General features: G+C 67.8%; 17 protein-coding genes and 1 pseudogene. 12 read left to right on the top strand and 6 right to left on the bottom strand.

Annotated features, from left to right (window positions below):
• The 5 genes from cas7e to ACQEVG_RS38105 are packed head-to-tail and all read left to right on the top strand — an operon-like array spanning window position 1 to window position 5,038.
• Complete coding sequence (gene cas7e, locus ACQEVG_RS38085) at window positions 1-1,164, top strand: type I-E CRISPR-associated protein Cas7/Cse4/CasC (protein WP_432984823.1); 1,164 nt, start codon at window positions 1-3, stop codon at window positions 1,162-1,164.
• Window positions 1,161-1,955, top strand: a complete 795-nt coding sequence (gene cas5e / locus ACQEVG_RS38090) for a type I-E CRISPR-associated protein Cas5/CasD (RefSeq protein ID WP_432984827.1) — start codon at window positions 1,161-1,163, stop codon at window positions 1,953-1,955. Before cas7e ends, cas5e begins: the two co-directional genes overlap by 4 nt.
• Window positions 1,952-2,590 carry a type I-E CRISPR-associated protein Cas6/Cse3/CasE gene (locus tag ACQEVG_RS38095; RefSeq protein WP_432984830.1) on the top strand — a complete coding sequence of 213 codons (639 nt, stop codon included), beginning with the start codon at window positions 1,952-1,954 and terminating at the stop codon, window positions 2,588-2,590. Before cas5e ends, ACQEVG_RS38095 begins: the two co-directional genes overlap by 4 nt.
• A gap of 37 nt (window positions 2,591-2,627) precedes the next feature.
• The gene (locus ACQEVG_RS38100) at window positions 2,628-4,217 is read left to right on the top strand and encodes a Mu transposase C-terminal domain-containing protein (protein ID WP_432984833.1); all 1,590 of its coding nucleotides are present in this window, start codon (window positions 2,628-2,630) and stop codon (window positions 4,215-4,217) included.
• A complete protein-coding gene (locus tag ACQEVG_RS38105) occupies window positions 4,214-5,038 on the top strand; it encodes an AAA family ATPase (RefSeq protein ID WP_432984836.1) in 825 nt (274 codons plus the stop codon). The genes ACQEVG_RS38100 and ACQEVG_RS38105 overlap by 4 nt, the downstream gene beginning before the upstream one ends.
• 714 nt (window positions 5,039-5,752) lie before the next feature.
• Here the strand turns inward: ACQEVG_RS38105 and ACQEVG_RS38110 are convergent.
• Window positions 5,753-6,187, bottom strand: coding sequence for a hypothetical protein (locus tag ACQEVG_RS38110; protein ID WP_432984840.1), 435 nt, complete (start codon window positions 6,185-6,187; stop codon window positions 5,753-5,755).
• A gap of 786 nt (window positions 6,188-6,973) precedes the next feature.
• Here ACQEVG_RS38110 and ACQEVG_RS38115 point away from each other — a divergent pair.
• The 4 genes and pseudogenes from ACQEVG_RS38115 (at window position 6,974) to ACQEVG_RS38130 (ending at window position 10,304) form a co-directional block, all read left to right on the top strand.
• Window positions 6,974-7,237: a helix-turn-helix transcriptional regulator gene (locus tag ACQEVG_RS38115; protein ID WP_356226749.1), complete on the top strand. Its 264-nt coding sequence runs from the start codon at window positions 6,974-6,976 to the stop codon at window positions 7,235-7,237.
• Window positions 7,238-7,393: 156 nt separating this feature from the next.
• Entirely contained in the window at window positions 7,394-8,260 is an 867-nt protein-coding gene (locus ACQEVG_RS38120; protein WP_432984844.1) for a DUF6083 domain-containing protein, read from the top strand.
• Window positions 8,261-8,422: 162 nt separating this feature from the next.
• Entirely contained in the window at window positions 8,423-8,821 is a 399-nt protein-coding gene (locus tag ACQEVG_RS38125) for a hypothetical protein (RefSeq protein WP_432984847.1), read from the top strand.
• A pseudogene (locus ACQEVG_RS38130) lies at window positions 8,818-10,304 on the top strand (UvrD-helicase domain-containing protein). The gene ACQEVG_RS38125 and the pseudogene ACQEVG_RS38130 overlap by 4 nt, the downstream one beginning before the upstream one ends.
• Before the next feature lie 529 nt (window positions 10,305-10,833).
• On the opposite strand, the gene ACQEVG_RS38135 reads toward ACQEVG_RS38130, so the two are convergent.
• From ACQEVG_RS38135 to ACQEVG_RS38155, 5 genes are all read right to left on the bottom strand, one after another.
• The gene (locus ACQEVG_RS38135; protein WP_432984850.1) at window positions 10,834-11,490 is read right to left on the bottom strand and encodes a hypothetical protein; all 657 of its coding nucleotides are present in this window, start codon (window positions 11,488-11,490) and stop codon (window positions 10,834-10,836) included.
• Window positions 11,487-13,763 carry a hypothetical protein gene (locus ACQEVG_RS38140; protein ID WP_432984852.1) on the bottom strand — a complete coding sequence of 759 codons (2,277 nt, stop codon included), beginning with the start codon at window positions 13,761-13,763 and terminating at the stop codon, window positions 11,487-11,489. Before ACQEVG_RS38140 ends, ACQEVG_RS38135 begins: the two co-directional genes overlap by 4 nt.
• Before the next feature lie 51 nt (window positions 13,764-13,814).
• On the bottom strand, window positions 13,815-14,642 hold the full coding sequence (locus ACQEVG_RS38145) for a hypothetical protein (RefSeq protein WP_432984853.1): 828 nt from the start codon (window positions 14,640-14,642) through the stop codon (window positions 13,815-13,817).
• Between the two features lie 105 nt (window positions 14,643-14,747).
• Complete coding sequence (locus ACQEVG_RS38150; protein ID WP_432984855.1) at window positions 14,748-15,407, bottom strand: Crp/Fnr family transcriptional regulator; 660 nt, start codon at window positions 15,405-15,407, stop codon at window positions 14,748-14,750.
• Between the two features lie 44 nt (window positions 15,408-15,451).
• Window positions 15,452-15,892, bottom strand: a complete 441-nt coding sequence (locus tag ACQEVG_RS38155) for a Pycsar system effector family protein (RefSeq protein WP_432984857.1) — start codon at window positions 15,890-15,892, stop codon at window positions 15,452-15,454.
• 379 nt (window positions 15,893-16,271) lie between these two features.
• On the opposite strand from ACQEVG_RS38155, the gene ACQEVG_RS38160 reads away from it, so the two are divergent.
• From ACQEVG_RS38160 to ACQEVG_RS38170, 3 genes are all read left to right on the top strand, one after another.
• The gene (locus ACQEVG_RS38160; RefSeq protein ID WP_432985513.1) at window positions 16,272-16,589 is read left to right on the top strand and encodes a hypothetical protein; all 318 of its coding nucleotides are present in this window, start codon (window positions 16,272-16,274) and stop codon (window positions 16,587-16,589) included.
• Between the two features lie 667 nt (window positions 16,590-17,256).
• Window positions 17,257-18,162, top strand: coding sequence for a hypothetical protein (locus ACQEVG_RS38165; RefSeq protein ID WP_432984859.1), 906 nt, complete (start codon window positions 17,257-17,259; stop codon window positions 18,160-18,162).
• A gap of 140 nt (window positions 18,163-18,302) precedes the next feature.
• On the top strand, window positions 18,303-18,652 hold a 350-nt coding region (locus tag ACQEVG_RS38170), incomplete at its 3' end, for a TIGR04255 family protein (RefSeq protein WP_432992731.1).

Genomic DNA, 18,652 nt, shown 5'->3' on the forward strand with positions numbered 1-18,652 from the left:
ATGACCAGCGGCTCCCGTTTCTTGGACCTCCACGTCCTCCAGCCGGTCACCGCCTCCAACCTGAACCGCGGGGAAAGCGGCCATCCAAAAACGATCAAACTGGGCGGCGCCGAACGCGGAATGGTCTCCTCCGCAGCCTGGAAGCGCCCGGTGCGCCTGGAGATGGAGGAAGAACTCGGCGAGAGCGCCGCCCGGACCCGCATGGTCCCCCCGGCCCTAGCCGACGCCCTGCGCCAACAGGGCTGGCCGGAGGACCTGGTGGACTTCACCGCCGCGCAGGTCGCCCTGGGCGCCAAGACCGGCGGGCTGAAGACCAACCCGCAACAAGGCCACCGCACCCAGGCCATGCTCTACCTGCCCGTCGACGTCACCGGCCGTCTGCTGCAGATCTGCGCCGTCCACCGCGGCGAACTCGAGCAGGCCCTGGCCGACCAGAGCGCCACCGGCAAGCAGGCTCCACCAGTCCTGCCCACCAAACAGATCGCCGCCGAGCTGACCCGCCGCACCACCACCATCAACCTGTTCGGGCGGATGCTCGCCGAGATTCCCACCGGACACGTAGACGGCGCCGTGCAGATGGCACCGGCGTTCACCGTCCACGACGCCCGCCTGCAGCCGGACTTCTTCACCGCCGTCGAGGACTGGCCCCGACCCAACGAGTCAGGCAGCGCCCACCTGGAGACCGCGTTCCTGACCGCCGGGGTTTTCTATCGCTTCGCCACCGTCAACGCCACCGCGCTCATCACCAACCTCGACGGCGACACCGCCGCCGCGGCGAAAGTGATCGACCTGTTCGTCTGGACGTTCGCCATGGCGATGCCCCGCGGCAAGCAGACCTCCACCGCCCCGCACTCCGTACCCGACCTGGTCCACTACGTCGTGCGCGACCGGCGGCCGATCTCCTACGGCGCGGCGTTCGAACAGCCCGTGACCGCCCGAGGACAGGGCTACACCGCCCCCGCCCGACAGACACTGGCCGACTACGCCGCCACCATCGACCGCCTGGTCGGCACCCGCCGCCGCATCGCGCACGGCCACGCCACCGCCGCCGGCCACCCCATCGACCATCTGGGCACCTGCCACCCGGGATTCGAGGACCTGGCCACCGCCTGCGCGGCCGCCGTACTGGCCCCCACCCCCCACGCCACCGGGGACGTGGCATGAGCAGGGGACTGGTACTGCGCCTGGCCGGCCTGCTGCAGTCCTGGGGAGAAACAGCCGCCTTCCCCTACCGCGACACCGCCGCCTTCCCCACCCGCTCTGCGCTGATCGGCATGTTCGCCGCAGCCCAGGGCCGCACCCGAGAACAGGCCCTGGACCCCTACCCGGAACTGCCCGGCACCCCCAGCCACCACGACCTGGTCTTCACCCTCCGCATCGACCGGCCCGGCACCCGCCACCGCGACTTCCAGACCGCCGGCGGCGGCCGCCCCCACGGGACGGGCCTGCGCACCGCCGCCGGCGGATACCGCAGCCAGGCCAAATCGACGCTGGTCACCTACCGCGACTACCTCGCCGGAGCCGTCTTCACCGTCGCGGTGCAAGCCTCCCCGCCACTGCTGCAACACATCGCCGACACCCTGACACAGCCGCGCTTCTCGCCCTACCTCGGCAGACGCAACTGCCTGCCCGACGAACCCCTGATCATCCACACCGATATCCCAGACCCGGTGGCCGCGCTACGCACCGCGGTCCCGCTGAGCCTTCTGCGCCCGCCCGCTCCAGGCGCCACCCACATCCCGGTCACCTTCGTCCACGAACACCCCCCGGCCCCCGGCGACGCTCCGCACTGCGAAAGCCCCAGCCAGCCCAGCGACTTCGCCACCCAAACCCGCACCCATCTGCTGCGGCCGCTGTGGCAGACCACCGAAAGCCTGTCGGCCGCCCTGTACGCCGGGCCCCAGCCGATCGAGGCACTCACCGACTACATCCTCAAGGACACCTCATGCCCATGACCTTGACCCGCATCGTCGTCAACCGCAGTCACCGCCAAGCCCGCGTTGACCTCGCCAACCGGCCGGGAATGCACAAGACCCTCATGCGGCTGCTCGCCCACCCCACCGGCCCCACGCCCCGCAAGAACGGCGGGCTGCTGTTCCGCCTCGAGCCCGGCCTGGACCCCCTACTGCTGGTGCAGACCGCCGACACCCCGGACCTGACAGGCCTACCCGGCGGCTACGGCAGCACCGACACCCGAGACCTGACCCCCATACTGACCGCCCTCACCCCTGGGCTGCCGGTCCGCTACCGCATCACCGCCGCCCCCACCGCATACCGCCCCACAGGCGCACCACCCGACCCGGTCACCGGCCGCCGCCCCCGAGGCAAGATCACCACCCTGCAAGGCCAGGACGCACAGGCATGGTGGCAGCGCCAAGCCACCACCGCCGGCCTGCACCTGACCGGACCCACCGAAACCCTCCGCCGACCCTTCCCCAGCCCCGACCGGCCCGCCCCCTTCTACAAACTCACCCAGTTCGACGGCACAGCCGCCATCACCGACCCGGACCTGCTCGCCACCGCCCTGCGCGAAGGCATCGGCAAGGGCAAGGCATACGGCGCCGGCCTGCTCACCCTCGCCCCCGCCTGACTCCCACCACCGAGCCCTAGAAGAACACCAGGTACTGATGAAGCACGCGCCCCCACCACCCCCCGACCCGACCCAACTGCGCGCCCTGGCCGTACGCCTGCTGCTGGAAGACGCCGACGAGCACACCCCCACCAGCGGTCGCATCGCCGCCCTCGCCCGCGCCCATGACGTCACCACCCGCACCGTGCGCCGCTGGATCGACAACGCCCACGCCAACGGCGGCACCTACACCCCGGCTGGCCGGCCGCACTTCGAACTCACCGAGCACATGCTCGACGTACTGGCGCGCTGGTACGGCAACGTCACCCGCGCCCACCTGGAACTGACCGCAGAAGCCCAAAAAGACCCCACGCTGCCCAAAGTGCCAGCCCGGGCCACCTTCCACCGCGCTGTGCACCGTCAGCTCAACCGCGGGCAACTCGCGGGCCTGCGCGGCGGAGAAGCCGCCCGCCGACGCTTCGACATCTTCGGCAAACGAGATCGCCACCACCGTAACTACGCCTGGGAGACCGACCACGTCGAGGCCAGCGTCAAAGTCATCATCGACGGACACATCCGCAAACCATGGATCACCTGGTTCGTGGAATGCGCCACCGACGGCATCTGCGGCCTGGCCGTCACCCCGCAGACACCCAGCCGGGAAAGCATCCTCGTCGCCCTGCGCGACGCCCTGCTCACCACCTCCGAACACGGCCCGTTCGGCGGCCGCCCTCAACGGGTGCGCGTCGACGGCGGCAAAGACTTCCTGTGCAAGACCGTCGGTGAAGCGATGGACCTGCTGGGCACCGAGCTCATCGTCCTGCCGCCCCGCCGCCCCGACCTGAAGCCCACCGTCGAGGCGGTCAACGGCGCAGTCAAGAAGATGCTCTTCGCCGACATGCCCGGCTACACAGACGCCCCCACCCTGCCCGGCGGCAAACCCATCGACCCCGACCGCGAACTGCTCCACTTCGAGGTCTTCGTCGCCCTGCTCCTGGACTGGGTGCGGCGCTGGAATACCGAGCACACCATCAAGGATCTGGGCGGCAAGACCCCCGCCCAGGCGTGGGCCGCCGACCCCACTCCCATCAGGACCGTCACCGCCAGGGACATCCACGCCTTCACCCTGGAACGCCTCGGAAAGCCGCTGACCATCACCAGCAAAGGCGTCCGCTGGCGCAGCCGCGACTACTTCGACCCCTGGATGGTGGGCAAGACCGGCGAGAAGGTCCACCTGCGCTACATGCCCCACCACGACCACTACGTCGAACTGTACGAACCAACAACCGGCCAGTACCTCGGCTCCGCCGTCATGGCCAACCAGGCTCCCCCAGCCGTACGCCGCGAACTGGACCGCGCCCGGCGACGCCAAGCCGACGAACTGCGCACACGGCAGCAGAAGGCAGAGAAGAGCCGCAAAGCCCGCTACGCGGCCGTCAACAAAGGCCCCACACACCGGCTGGACGCCATCACCCAGGACCAGGCCATCCAGCAACTGCACGACCTGGGCGGCGCCGACCTGAACACCCAAGCACTGCCCGGCTTCCTGCCCCTTCCCGCCCCCACAGACGGCTGGGCCGTGCCCCGCTCCCGCACCAGCCCCGCCAACGCCGACCGCCCCGACCACTCTGACGAGGGCAGCCAATGAACACCGAGCCCACCACGCCTTTCCGCGCCGGCCGCCTCCCCGAAGAAACCGATGACCACTTCCTCGGCCTTGAACGCGCCGCTCCCGTCGCCACCGACGCCGCCCTGCTCACTGAAGCCCTGGTCGGCAAAGCCATCACCCGCAAGGCCATGATCTGCATCCACGGACAGGTCGGCCTGGGCAAGACGTTCGCCGTCAACGCCGCCTGCCGCAAACTCGCCCCCGACGCCACCGTGTGGCTGCAGTTCGCCCAGGCCCCTCACATGGCACAGATCCGAGCAGCGCTGTGGGACGGCCTGGACCTCCCCGGTCCAGCACCGGTCAACACCACCCACATCTGCGACGACCAGATCAGGCAGGCACTGGCCAGCAGCTTCCACCTCCTCCTGCTGGACGAAGTGCAACACCTGGGGCCCACCGCCCTCGAGTATCTGCGGGAACTGTGGGACAAGAACAGCAAATCGGCGAAGAGCCTGGCCACCGTCCTCGTCGGCAGCGGCAACACCCGCCAGAAGATTCTGCGCTGCAACGCCCTGCACTCACGCGTCCACCGCTGGCAGCAGTTCAGCCCCCTCACCCCAGCCGAGATCCTCACCGTCATCCCCGGCTACCACCGACTGTGGAACGGCGTCGAGGACGAAGTGCTGCTGTGGATCGATGACTGTGCAGGACACGGCTGCTTCCGCACCTGGGCCAATCTCACTGTCATCCTTCAAGACGCCCTTGATGATGACCCGAATCTGACCTTCAGCAAGGACCTCGTCCGCTGGGCCTTCAGCCAACTTGATCCCACCACCCGATTCCCCGGCCAAGTCGGCTGAACCCGCTCCCAGCCCAAAAAGACACCTGCCGTGATCCACGCCCGAGGGGTCGGGGGGTCGCGTGGACCAGGCCCAAGGCATTGTCGTAGCTCGACCCGACACGCCCCATCGAGCGGCGGATCCCGTGCCTGCGAACGCACCACTGGTGTACTGCTCCCTGCCGGGGACTTCGCTGGTGCCGGGGCTACCAGAGGCGCTCTTGTAACCACCAACGCCCCGCCCCGCGACGTTGAAGTCGATGCGTCCGGTTTCTGTAACTGCCGCCCGTGCTGTGCGGGTTGGGTCTAGTCTAGGCGTCTTGTCGGGGCCGATTTGGGGGGGTGCCTCTGAACGTGAGGGACGCTCACCCGCTCCACCACGAGCCTGAATGCCGAGTACGTCCAAGATCCGCAACACCACCAGCAAGGTCGTCAGCCTGAAGGGCTGGACCCTCACCGACGCGGCGAACCACAAGTACGTCTTCGGCATGTAAACGCTCGGCGCGGGCAAGGCGGTGGCGGTGCGCACCGGCAAGGGACGAACACGACGACGAACCGCTATCAGGGGCGGGCCGCCTACGTGTGGAACAACGACAAGGACACGGCGACGCTGAAGAAGTCAACGGGCAGCAAGGTCGACGTCTGCTCGTACAACTCGACCGAGGTCGACTACAAGATGTGCTGACCGGCGGCCCAGAGCCTTGTGCCCCACCCCTTCAGGGTGGGCGCTCGTGCTTTATGGTGCGGCTGCGGGCGGGTGAAGAATCCACGTCAGATCCTCTGAGTCCGGTTCGAACTTCCAGGACGTGACGAATCCGACCTCGCCCAGGAGATCGAGCAGGTTGGCCAGTTCGTGCACTGGCAGGCCGCATGCGCGGCTCAACTGGCTGTTCTCCGCAGTCCCGTGTGCGGTTCCGGCGGGGGTGTGGGCGGCGACGGCAAGTGCGCCCAGGCGTCCGTAGGCGCCGCGGAGCCGCAGACGCTTCGTACAGGACACCCGCAGAGCCCAGTCAGCGGCGCGCGCGCGATCGCGACGAGTGGGGGCAGTGCGGAGGTCATCCAGAAGCTGCGCCGCGACGCTGCCGCGGCCGGGCCCCGTTGCGGGCTGCAGTCGCAGCCAATGGGCGTTCTCCAGCTCGTGCCACGGCGCGAGGCTGCCGCCCAGTCTCATTCCTCGTAGAAGGCCGGCTGGGAGCTGAACACGGCCCGATGCATCAGTGCGCAGCGAGCACTGCAAGGCCAACAGGCGAGACTGCGCACTGACGCCGGCGGGCAGACAAGCGGCGAGATACGAGAGCATCTCGCGCACCCGGACCTGCTCGGATGGCCCGCCGGATCGCCTCCGCAGCCGGGACCGTCCTACACGGGGAGAGGCCTCCGGCGACTGCGCTGCGGACGCGAGCACCGTGTCGGGGACGATGGCAGCATCGCTGGTGGCGCCGGCGCACGCGGCACAGGCATCGGCCAGCCGCCAGATGCGGCCGCCGCATTCACGCATGAGCACCAGCAGGATCGGTCCGGTGCAGCCGCGGTGGCGGGGGTGCCAGCGGCAGCCCCGCTCGTGGCACTGACAGGTGCGCAGGTGGGCGGGGAGAACGTCCCGGCGGGCGTGCCGGGCCAGGTGTGCCAGGGCGGCAGGACGCGCCGAAGTCGCCTGTAGGGCCTGCCCGCCCGGTGGGCAGTGCGGGCAGTAGAGGACCGGGCCGCCTTGCTGGGGGCGCAGTTCGACGGTCCAGGTTCGGGGCACCGGTGGGTGGATGGTGCACAGCCTCATGGGGCGGGCGTTCCTCCTGTCGTCGGCGCGGGGCCGCTCCGCTTCCCGTTCGCCTCGGAGGGGGAGCGGGGTGATGACCGCACCGTAGTGCAGACCTCTGCCCTGCTGCTGGGGCGGTCACCTGCGGAAATAGGGCAGAGGTCTGCACTGACAGGGCAGGTGTCTGCACCGTCGGATAGTGGAGTGACGATCTTCCCGCCCGACCCGAACCTCACCGCGCTGCGTTTGGAGCTGGCGCGCCTGAGGAGCGAGCGCGGCTGGACCTACGACGAACTGGCCCGCCGCAGCGGCCTGGCCAGACGCACCCTCATCGAAATCGAGCAGGGCCGTACGATCGGATCCCTCAAGACCTGGCACGCCCTCGCCCACGCCCTGAACGTGCCCGTCGACCACCTCTTCGCCACCCTCTGCGACGGTCACACGCCGCCCGCCGAAGCCGCCGACTAGCCCGGCGCAACCGCCGGGACAGTTCACCTGATCCGGTCACCGGCATCGCACATGCCTGCGACGGTCGCGCATCTGTTCCAGCCGATTGGGCCGATCGCAGGACATTGGCGGCCCGGGCGCCGTGCCTGCGGCGCGTTGCCTGCCACCTTCGCGGCCATGTGCTCTCTCCCTGCCCCGTCCGGCCGCCGCTGGGACGGCAGCCCCGCCGCTCCTCGACGCCTGCGGGCGCTGCGCGTTGCCGCCGACAGTCCCAGCCGGCTCCTGCGCACCGCCCAGCCTCAACGCTGCCGTGACTGCGGCCACCGCATCGACTGGTACACCGGCACCCATGGGCGACCCGTCGGCCTGCACCCGCAGGAACTCGCCGCGGCGGTAGTCCCGGTCTCCTGCCGGTGGCACGTCGACTCCGGCATCGCGCACGCCGCGGGCGACGGCAGCCGGTGGTGCCGTATCCCGCATCCCGTCCTGTGCCCCGCACGCCAGCCCACCGACCCGTTGACGCCGCAACTGGCCGAACTACGCCGCCGTCTCGCGGTGCGCACCCGCCGCCTGCTCGACACCGGCGCCCTCACCCCGGCGCCACTCAGTAACCCGCCAGCGGCAGAAGTATCGGTGTGCCGGCCGGCCCGGCCCGTGCTGCAGATCCTCTACGGCCGCTACCTCGCCGCCCGCCCCGTCGATGACATCCGGTGCGTCGCCCAGACCCGACCGCGTCACCGCTGCCCCCACCCCGTCCTCGCCCCGGACATGCCGACGGGCATCTGGACTCTCATGCCCGCCATCGCCGCCCGCGGTCAGCTGGCCCTGCCCGCCGCCGACATGGCCGTCTACGACCTCACCCACCTGCCCTACGCGGAGCAGCTGCGCTGGCGCACCCAACGCTGCCCAGCGCACGCCGCCGCCCCCGCAGCTGCGGACCTGGCACTCGCGGACTGGGAGGTCTTCGACCCGCTGCTCCACCACCAGCACATCCACGCCCGCCTCCCCGTACCCGTCAAGCACCGCCGCCAGGAGCCGGCATGAGGACAGCCCTCAGCCAGGGCACCTGGCTGCTTAAGGCTCTCTCGGCTGGCCGAGCAGCCTCCGTCTGCCACCAGCCCGCGTCATCGGCGGGCAGGCCAGCCTGCGCAGATCACCCTGACCCGGCCCGCCACCCAAGCCGAACTCGCCCGTGCCGCCCGCATCATGCCGCTCGCCGCCAGCTCTGATCGCACCCGCCTGATGACCGTGGCGAAGGCGAAGAATCCCGACCGGGCCCTGAGCCGCGCCCACCACCGCCTCAAGGAGCTGCTGCCCCTCGACGTCCTTGCCACCCACTACCCGGCCCCCGACGGACACGTCCTTCTCAGCACTGCCTTCAGCCCCACCGCCGACGCCTTCATCCGCCGCGCCGCCGAACAGATGGGCCAATCACCCCGCGTCTTCCTCCAGCAGACCATCCACCGTGCCCTGGCCCGCCACGCCCGTCAGGAAGCCGAGCGCCTCGACCACACCCTGCAGGCCCTGCTGGCCCACACCACCCCAGACCATCTCCTGGCGGCCGTCGGCCGCGCCCTCACCCTCTCTGGAATGCGACAGTGCTGAATCCGACCGATGAACAGACCGCAGCCGCCGACGTCTTCCGCGCCGAAGATCACCTGTCCCTGCAGGCAGGCGCCGGAACGGGCAAGACCAGCACGCTGATCCTGCTGGCCTCCTCCACCCGGCGCCGCGGCCGCTACATCGCCTTCAACAAGGCCATCGCCCAAGATGCCGCCGCCCGCTTCCCCGCCACCGTGGCCTGCAAGACGGCTCACGCCCTCGCCTTCGCGGCGATCGGCCACCGCTATGCCAGCCGCCTCAACGGCCCCCGCCAAGCGGGCTGGAAGACCGGCACGGCCCTGGGCATCACCAAGTCCGTTCGCATCGGCGAACGCGAGGTGACGCACAAGGCCCTGTCCCACGCGGTGCTGCGCACGGTGACCCGCTACTGCCACTCCGCCGACCGAACCATCGCCCCAGGCCACGTCCCGCGCCTGCGCGGCCTCGACGACAAAGACCTGCACGCCGAACTCGCCCATGTGGTACTGCCGTTCGCACAGAAAGCATGGGCCGACCTCCAGCGCCCCGACGACGGCGTGGTCCGCTTCGACCACGATCACTACCTGAAAATCTGGGCCCTGTCGGACCCGAAGATCGACGCCGACTTCCTCCTCCTCGACGAAGCCCAGGACACCAACCCCGTCCTCGAACAGGTCTTCACCGCCCAACGCACCCACGCCCAGCTCGTGATGGTCGGCGACTCCGCCCAGGCCATCTACGGCTGGCGCGGCGCCCGCGACATCATGACCGGCTTCGACGGCCACGCCCTGTCCCTGTCGCAGTCCTTCCGCTTCGGCCCCCGCCTCGCCACCGAAGCCAACCGGTGGCTGACGATCGCGAACGCGCCGATCCGCCTGACCGGCACCACCGCTATCCCCACCGAACTCGCGCCGGTTGATCGTCCCGATGCGGTGCTGTGCCGGACCAACATCGGAGCCATGACCGAAGTGATGGCACACCTCGGCGCCGGCTATCGCGTCGGGCTGGCCGGGGGAGGGGAGAGCCTGCGCTCCCTGGCAACCGCCGCCCGCGACCTCAAGGAAGGCCGCCGCACCGGGCACCCGGAGCTCCTCCTCTTCCCCCCTGGGGCGAACTGCAGGACTACGCCGAACACGACCCCGCCGGACGTGACCTGAAGCCATTCGTCGACCTCATCGACCAGCACGGCCCGGCTGCCATCCTCGCCGCCGTCGACCAACTCACCCCCGAGGCCCATGCAGACCTCACCGTCTCCACCGCCCACCGCGCCAAAGGCCGTGAATGGGAGACCGTCAGAATTGCCGACGACTTCACCCCGCCCAAGGACATTGACCAGCAGGACGCGAACGGCCGCCCAATTCCCGGCCCGATCGACGACAGCGAAGCACGCCTCGCCTACGTCGCCGTCACACGTACCCGTACGCGCCTCGACCTCGGCGGTCTGTCCTGGATTCACAACCATCCCGAGAGGTGCATCCCTAACGCCCCTCAGCCAGGAGCGGCTTGACCCTCCGAGAGCCTGACGGCCTCTGCGGTCGCGCTCCGCGAGGCGTGCGAGGCGCTGTACGTGGCCAATCTTCAGGGGGTAGATGTCAAAGACGCCCAGCTCCAGGCCGCGGACCTACGACGCGCCACCGGGTTTGACCTTGATCAGATAGATCAGGCAGTCAAAGACGAGTGAACACGTCTTCCAAGCACGCTTGACGGGTCACGACGGTGAGCACAACTCTGAAGCGCCTCTGTCGTCCTGGACGGCCTAACTTGACTAGTGCTGAGTTGGACTTTGGGGGTCATGCTGTACTTCCTGGGTGGTGTTGGCGTGGTGGCCGTGGAGTCGGTACACCATCTCGTCCGGCGCTCGAAGCATGCGTGCTTGTCGCCAGGCGGCGTCGTAGGAAATGCCGCTGCTGTTTCTTCGCTGTAATCGAAGCGCCCGCAGACTGGTGACGGGGGCGAGCAGGACTCTCCATAGCGTCAGCTTCATCGCATTCCTTTTGAGGTCTTCATATGTGCCCTGGAGATGCTGTGGCTGGTAGCTAGGGGCCGCTGGACTCGGGAATCGAGCCGCCGTTGAGTGACTTGAGCGAATCGAGCAACGCGAGCATGGCCTGGTTTTGCTTTTCGACGTCGCTGAATCCCTGGCCGAGCCGTTCCCACTGGTCGAGCAGGGGGTACCACCAGCGCTCGCAGGCTTTGATGGACCGCGCAAGGCGCTGCCAGTCAGCTACCTGCCGAGGGTCGATGGATCCGGGTTGCTGCTCAAGCCGGTCCAGCACGACGAGGTCAGGGTGTTCGTACAGTTGGGTTTTGAGGAAGCGAAGGCGCCTTACGCGGTCCGTATCCGCTCGCTGCTGGGCGATGCTTTCCCGGGATTCAGGCGACAACCGGAGTGCCACGTGCGCGGCCAGGCGCCGATAGTGCGGGGTGTGGACTCGATCTGGTGCGCCCAGTGCGGCGTTGATGGCGTCCTGGGCGGCGAGGAGATCGGTGGCCTCAAGACGGAGGGCAATCTCGGCGGCGCTTTTGAGGGTGTCGCAGCGGACAAGCTCCTCGAGGTTCTGCCGTGTCCTGATAGTGGGGCGCCACAGGATGGTGAAGGTGGCCTCGAACGGGACGCCGGTCGTGGCGCTGGGCAGCAATCGGGGGTGGGGGCAGGCAGTGGCGCGCGCTGCGCGCTGCCAGGGCCACCTCATGCAGTGTCTCCTTCGAGGGAGAACACCTTGTGCACGCGCTTGTCCACGAGATGGTCGTAAAAGTCCTCCGCCACGTTGACGCCGTGGATGGTGGGCAGATCAGAGAGTGCCTGCATGAGCTTCATGCCAGCCTTGAACATCTTCTGTCCGCGCAAGGGCGGGATGAGTCCGTCGCGGACACGCACGTAAGCGGTGGGGTCGGCGGCGGATGTACGGACCCACTCGGTCAGACAGGGAATGATCTCCGACGCGGTGGTGATGTCGCTGAGGAGGGCTTGCAGAGCGCGCTCGACGTCGATGTCCGGCGCCGTGTCCGACATGAGCCAGGGCATGCCGTCGTGATTCACCGACATCAATGCGAGGAAGGCCAGGCCGCCTGCCTTGCCCGACGTCTTCGACTGCTGCCAGGTCTGTACTTCGGCGACCAGCCGGCCAGTACCGGTGGGCTGTTTTGCCAGGTCCCTGAAGGCTTCGAGAACCTCGCTGCGTATCGTGTCGTCACCGGTCGCGTGGGCGACGCGACGCAGCCGGACCATGGCCATCTTGGCTGTGGATGGGGTGACGGCGGGATCGCGCAGGACACGGCGGCAGGTTGAGACCACCGCAGTTCCGTATTCCTGTTGCCCGGCCCACCGGTAGAGCGTGCCCCACGTGAGGCGGCCGACGTGTTCGTCCCGCACGGCAAGCACCATGACGGCACTCAACAGTTCGGACTTGTCGTTCCGGGCGACGCTTCCGAGGTTGTTGAGATAGTCGGAAGAACCGTGTCGCAGCGTGAGGGTGGCCAGTGCGTTGACTGCGGGGTCCGTTGCGTTGGGGCTGTCACCGACCTGCACAAGCCATTCGAGCAGGGGTCTACGCATGACCTCGTAGTTGTCCCAGACATACGCCAGGATGGCCCGGCCGTAGCCGGGCTGGTCGAATGTCACAGCGTCATGCGAGTCGACCGCGGCGCCGACATCCATGATGCGGCGACGCAGTCCGCGGCCGGCGAAGACTGCCTGGGCAGGGGAGGCGAAGACGCCCTTGCCCAAGTCTGTCGTGCCGATGGTGTCTTGCAGGCTGCGTGCGGTGGCGGCCACTTTCGGCATTGGCGCCGACTGCCGCACAGCGAGCGCCAGCAGAAGGCAGCGGTCCTCAAGAGGGAGCGACGTGTCCCTCCCCCCATGAGAGGTGACCATCTCCCCGAACAGGATGTCGAGCTTATCTCTCCAGTCGGACAGAGCCGCCGTTACCCGACCCTCGAGAGCGGTATCAATCTCGGCAGAGGCCGACAGCGGGTCCATGACGGGCAGGGACGATCGGTGAAGACGCTCGTGCTCCTGCCACGCCATGACAATCGTGCCGGCTGCCCGCACAGCTTCCACTGCGTCGAGATCGTGAAGGGAGACCTTGGTCGTGTCGAGAGACTGCACGTAGGGCACGAGGCCCGGATATCCGCTGGAGCGCAGATGGGCTTCCATCACAGGCTGGGCAGGAGGCGGTTGGTTGAGATGGACGACGTGGATTCCGATGCGGGCCGTGAGGTAGTGGTCGTCCCAGAGCTCTTTGGCCACGGTGAGAACGAGGTAGGAGTTGCAGGCTTCGAGATCCTCGGAGTGCTTGGTGAGCGCGTCGAGGAAGTCGGCCGAGAGCCGGTCGGTTACCGCGTCCTTGAGGTCGAGCTGGAATGCGCGGAACTCCTCCAGCGGCAGCCGCCCCCTGCTGGGGGTATTCCAGTCGGCATCCAGCTTCACCAGCGTGGCCCGGCTATCGGTGTGACGTGCCAGGAGATGGAGAGCAAAGGTGGTCGACCCGAAAGAGCGCGGCGCCACAACGATCAGTACACGTTGCCGGAGCCGTGCAGTGTCCGGATGGATGGCCTGCTCCCAGGCGTCGACCCACTGCCCCTCGCGTACCAGCGGCTGCTCCGTGATCCCCCGGCGGTCGAACTCCACTCCTTCGAGAACGTCGCGTTTCCGCGTCTCCAAGATCAGGTTTTTAACGTACGCTGCGACGACGTCCGGGTTCCCATTCACCGTGAAGGTGCTATTGCCTCCGGGCGTCAGGACACCGGGGACGGAGAGCCCTTCAGCGGCCGGTTCGCTCTCCTCCCCGTGCGGCGATGAAATGTCGCCTTGCGGCCAGTCGTCGCGGACGTCGTCGGCGCGGTCCAGGTCTCCCCGCCGCCACCGCGACAGGGACCAGCCCCCGCCGCTTTTCTGCGCTGCACCACTGCCAGGCGGCTCCCCATCGGGCTCAGCCTGATGGGGGGTGAAGTCGTTTTCAGACATGGAGTGTTGCCTGCTTTCGCGCGTTGGAAACAGCCGCGTGCGCGGCGTGGATCAGCGGCGGCGCTGGTCGATGCGGATGGTCTCGGCCGTGCCGATGACCGTGGTGTCGTTCATCGGCGCGTTGAACTGGAACAGGGGAGCGGAGCTTCCGGGCGCCGGTACTGCGGACACCGGCGCTCCAGGCACCTGGTTCGGGGCCGCTCCAGACGGCGGCCGGGCGGTGGTCACGGCCGCGATGTAGGGGCTGAGCACCTCCGGCGCCACCTGGGGAACGAGGAGCCTGCACGCTTCCTCGAAGCCCGGCTTGCCTTCCACACGAGCGGTAGCCTCCAGGAACTGGCGCTCCTCAAGGCTTGGTGTGCGACCCGCGCGCACCGTACGGCGAAACGCGGTCTCGGAGATGACGGCTGCCAGGAAGGCACCGTGCTCAAGCGCGGCGGACATGGCCTGGCGTGCTGCCTGACTGTCGATCAGCCGGCACGCCTCGTTGATGGCATCACCACGGTGGTCGGATAGCGACAGTGGACCCACGTGCACGCTTGCCCGCAGCCGGATCGCCGGTGCGCTGGCCAAGCGCATCTGGTCGTAGCGGATGAGGGCAGCGTTCAGGTGCTCGAGCAGCGGGTCGATCAGCCGCGCTGTGTGCCTGGCCGGCAGCACGAAGATGGCCCCGTCGCCCGTGTCCTTGTATGCGCCGTCCTGCGCCTGGGCGTCTTCCAGCCCGCTCTGGGCGAACACGGTGGCCAGGATGTCGTCCAGATCCGAACGCACCGGGGCCATCCTCGCCTCGGGAATCTGGCTGTAGCCCTTCATGTCGACGACCAGGAGCGCGTGCTCCGGCGGCACATCGAAAGCATCAGGTGGGACGGAGGAGCCCATGGAGTCACCGGCCTTTCAGCCACTGCAGTCGAGGTGGGTGCACCATGCTGACCGGGCCGGGATGAAGGTGGTGCCCAGTACTGGGCACCAACTCGGTGCGGTCCGTCACGTCTTGCTGTGCGCGTGCGCCTGAATGGAGGCGATGTCACGGATGAGGAGGCCGCCACCTGCTTCCGTGGCGATCCAGCCCTGCTCGCGCCACGGTTTGATGGCTGCTCCGACAGCGTTTCGGGACGCACCGATCATCTGGGAGAGCTCTGCCTGCGTCAGCCGCACGGAAAGCTCGGAGGCCGCCGTGGAGGCCGCGCTGACGAGGCGGCCCAGAGCCGCGGCCAGGCGCGTTGGGACCGGGGCTGTGGCGAGCTCGAGCCGTACTGCGTCTGCCTCGCGGACGCGGGCGATCGCATGACGCAGTAGCGGGGCCAAAAGATCGTGCTGCTCTACGAATGCGAGGAAGCCAGCAGCCGGAATGATGTGCACGCGGCAGGTCTCAGCCGCAATGACGGAAGACGTACGCGGTTGCGCGTCCAGGACAGCTAACTCGCCCAGTAACTCGCCGGCTCCGCGCACGGCCAGCAACGTGCGTTCTCCGTTAGGTCCCGTCAACGTCACGAGAGTGGATCCAGAGGCCAGCAGGATCACGTGGGTGCCAGGGTCTCCCTGCCGCAGGAGCATGCTCCTGGCCGGGCGTACCCGCACGGGCGCGAGATCGCACAGCCGTGACCACAATTGCTGGCCGATAACCGTGATGTGTGGCTGATACATATCCCCCCCCCCGAGATGTGGCGGCCGTCACATACATGATGCTCTCAGGAGGTGATGAAGGTGATCAATAACCCAATTCCGGCCATCAGGAGGGCAGCCACTGTACAATCCACGGCCACTTTGATCGCCCGGAACTTCCTGCGGGCAAGAATGGCCAACATCGACAACCGGAGTGCTTCCACGCGCAGTTGATCCTCAAGGCTCATGGCCTTAAGGGCTGCAACAACGTCCTCGATAGCGCCGTCAGAGCAAATGCCTTCCAGCCCTGTTAGCGCACTGTCCTTCGGCAGCACGGGACGGATGGCCAACAGAGCAGCACCGACAGCCAAGCCAAGAAGGCCGGATGCAAACGCCAGGGCCGCCGCCAGCACCCATGCTGCTTCAGACAGAGCCGACAGCGCCGCCGCGTCAAAAGCCAACAGACCGCCGGCCACCCCGCATAGTGCTGTCGCTTTCCCATCCGCTCGTTGTACCTCCACGAACATGTCTGCGGCCCTGACCCGCACCCTGTCCGCCGACCGCTGGTGAAGTGTCCTAGCCGTGTCCTCGCTGCATCCGTACACGGTTTCCCCTGCCTCGTAGCGAACCGCTCCGACCATGTGGATCCAATGTGCAGGAGTAAGCCCACCAGCTGTGCCCATCACCTGGCACAACGAGCGCCCAGCCGATCACACACGGATGGCGGGCAGACAACTTTCCTGGCACGCAGGGCGCGTCGTCTGGCCTGCTGGCCGACGCGGACGCGGCGGACGGGTGCTACTTGGGCGGCTGCCGCTGAGCGAGTCCACCAGGCTTCCCACGGTCTGCGACAACAGAGCTCCCTCGGCAGGGCGTAACCACGCGCGTGGACGAGGCTCGGTCCAGATGCCGCGCCTTGTCTTGTCACCTTCCGCTCCGGCCCGGCTCGCCGCAGAGGCCAACCGCTGGCTGACGATCGCCGACGCCCCGATCCGCCTGACCGACATCGAGGTGACCTCCACCACCCTCGCCCCCGTCAAGGACCCCGACGCGGTGCTGTGCCGCACCAACGTGCGCGCACTGGTGGTCAGTCCGCCGGCCGGACCAGGACAGCGACGAGCCGACTCTCTTCGTCCTCGTCGGCGACGACGGCCGCATCGCGCGCGATCGGTTGCTGTGCTCCGCCGGGATGGGGCCGACTGCGTCTGGAGCTGGCGCGCCTGAGGAGCGAACGCGGCTGAACCTACGACGAACTGGCCCGCGCCATGGCGGCCTGGCCAGGCGCACCCTCGTCGAGTCGGGCAGGACGCACGATTGGATCTGGCACGGCATGCCTGGAGGAAGGTTTCACCGCCTCACTCCGACGGAGTATTTCAGTGTCCTGCATCTCGTTCTACCGTGAAAAGTCGGCGCTTGAGGGCAGGGGCCGCAGTGGCGTCTTGGTTGTCGCGCGAACACCCATGGCGTGGCGGTGAACAATGCGGCGGTCATCGCACGTGTGTACGCTCCGGCGTGGCGGTAGCGCGTGCTACCTGAAAGAGCGCCGTCGGGCCCTGTCGCCGTGAGCATGCGTCCGCGTTCTCCTTCAGGCTGACACCGCGCCGTCAACCTGTCTTTATCGGATCATCCGTTCGTGACAGCGCCCCGCTTCTCGCTGTACCGCGCCGTGGGCTTAGGCCTTTCAGCGGCAAGGTTGCCGTTTCGGCAAGGCAGGGCATGCCCGCGGCTACGTGGAGGGTTTCTGACGGTTGTTGCGTATTGGACGTGCGCAAGCGCCTCATCCCCTAGGGTGACGGACTGTGTCCCTTGGGTAACTAAGGGGCATAGGCGGGGTGTTCGGGCTAGCAAGGGCGACTTGTGGGCGTGAGTCGAGGAACGGGGCGGGGGCACTATGGGCAGTTTCGTCGATGGTGTGCCGGAGCGGGATGCGTGGCCGCACGGTGTATTACACGAGCTGGAGAAGTTTCTGCAGGGCGATGTGGTGCAGGCTCCTGAGTTTGTCTTCTACGGGGCGCCGGGGGCCCCGGTGAACGCGGTCTCGGTGCAATATGCGACGGTGCACACGGACGACATGGTCATGATTGTTCCGGAGGAGCTCTCGCCTCCGCTGGCGATCATCACAACGGCGACCTGCGATGTCGCGGAGCCGGACGTGAAAAATCCCAACAGGCCGTTCGTGCAGGTGGCTCCGGTGGTCAACATGGCCGACATGCCCGGTGACAGCAAGGGCAATGTGCGGGCGAACAAAGTGGGCTACTTTTTCCACCTGCCGGCGCTGGCGAAAGACGAAGGCGATCTGTGGGTTGCGGACCTGCGGTACGACCAGCCAGTAGAAAAATCCTGGCTGGCCCGGCAGGAGCGGATTGAGGCCCTGGTGAGCGAGGACGAGCGGAACCGGTTCGGGCGTGCCCTTGCCTGGCAGCGCGAAAGGCCTGCCATGGGGCGCCGGTTCATCGACCTGGTTCAGCGCCCTCTGCATGAGGCCCTGGAAAAGCTGCGCAAGGGCGACAAGCCCCTTTTCGCCCTGATCGACGAAGAGGCCGAGGAGTGGGCGGTGAGGCTCGCTAGTCGGCTGGATCCTGAGTGGGTGGAGATCGTCCTGCTGTCGTCCGGTCAGATGAGTGAGCCGGCCCGGGAGTGGTGGCAGCTCGCCGTGAACGACCTTCGCGAGGGCGCGGAGACGCAGGGCCTGAGCATCCTGGGACCGCGTTTCGAGGACCTCGAGCAGCTATGCGTCAACGGATTCCGTCGGCTGACCGTGCTGGGCTCACCGCATCGCAAGCTCAGCACCGGGTAGTCACTCAAGTACTCATTGTCACCAAAATGCCTGTTCTGTATTGACAGCCGGGCCGCCTCGCGAGACAGTCGGGAGTGAAAGTTCGTGAAAGTCTGGACCACGGACCAGGAGACAGCGGGCCTTTGGAAACGGGGTGCAGCATGACGCACTGGCTCGCCGTCCCCCCTGGAGAAGTGCATCTAGCTCGCCCGCCGGTCGGGCTGGTTGTGTGTCAGATTCGGCACGAAAGCAGGATTGCAGCCTGCGACGGTGCCGTGGCGCTCAAGATCGACAGGGCGCTCGACTGGCGTACCTGCCTCGAAGAACACCAGCTCTCCTACCCGACTGCGGGCGATAGCCAGACCGGCGCCGCCGCATCCAGCGTGCCTGCCGCGGGGGGGTGGCAGATGCAATCGCTGGACAGGGAATGGACGGTGACGGTCCAGGCGGACCACTTCGCCATTGAAACATCCGCCTATCCAGGCTGGAGCGAGTTCTCCCGGAGGCTTGG

Source organism: Streptomyces sp. CA-135486 (assembly GCF_050936555.1).
Lineage (GTDB): Bacteria > Actinomycetota > Actinomycetes > Streptomycetales > Streptomycetaceae > Streptomyces.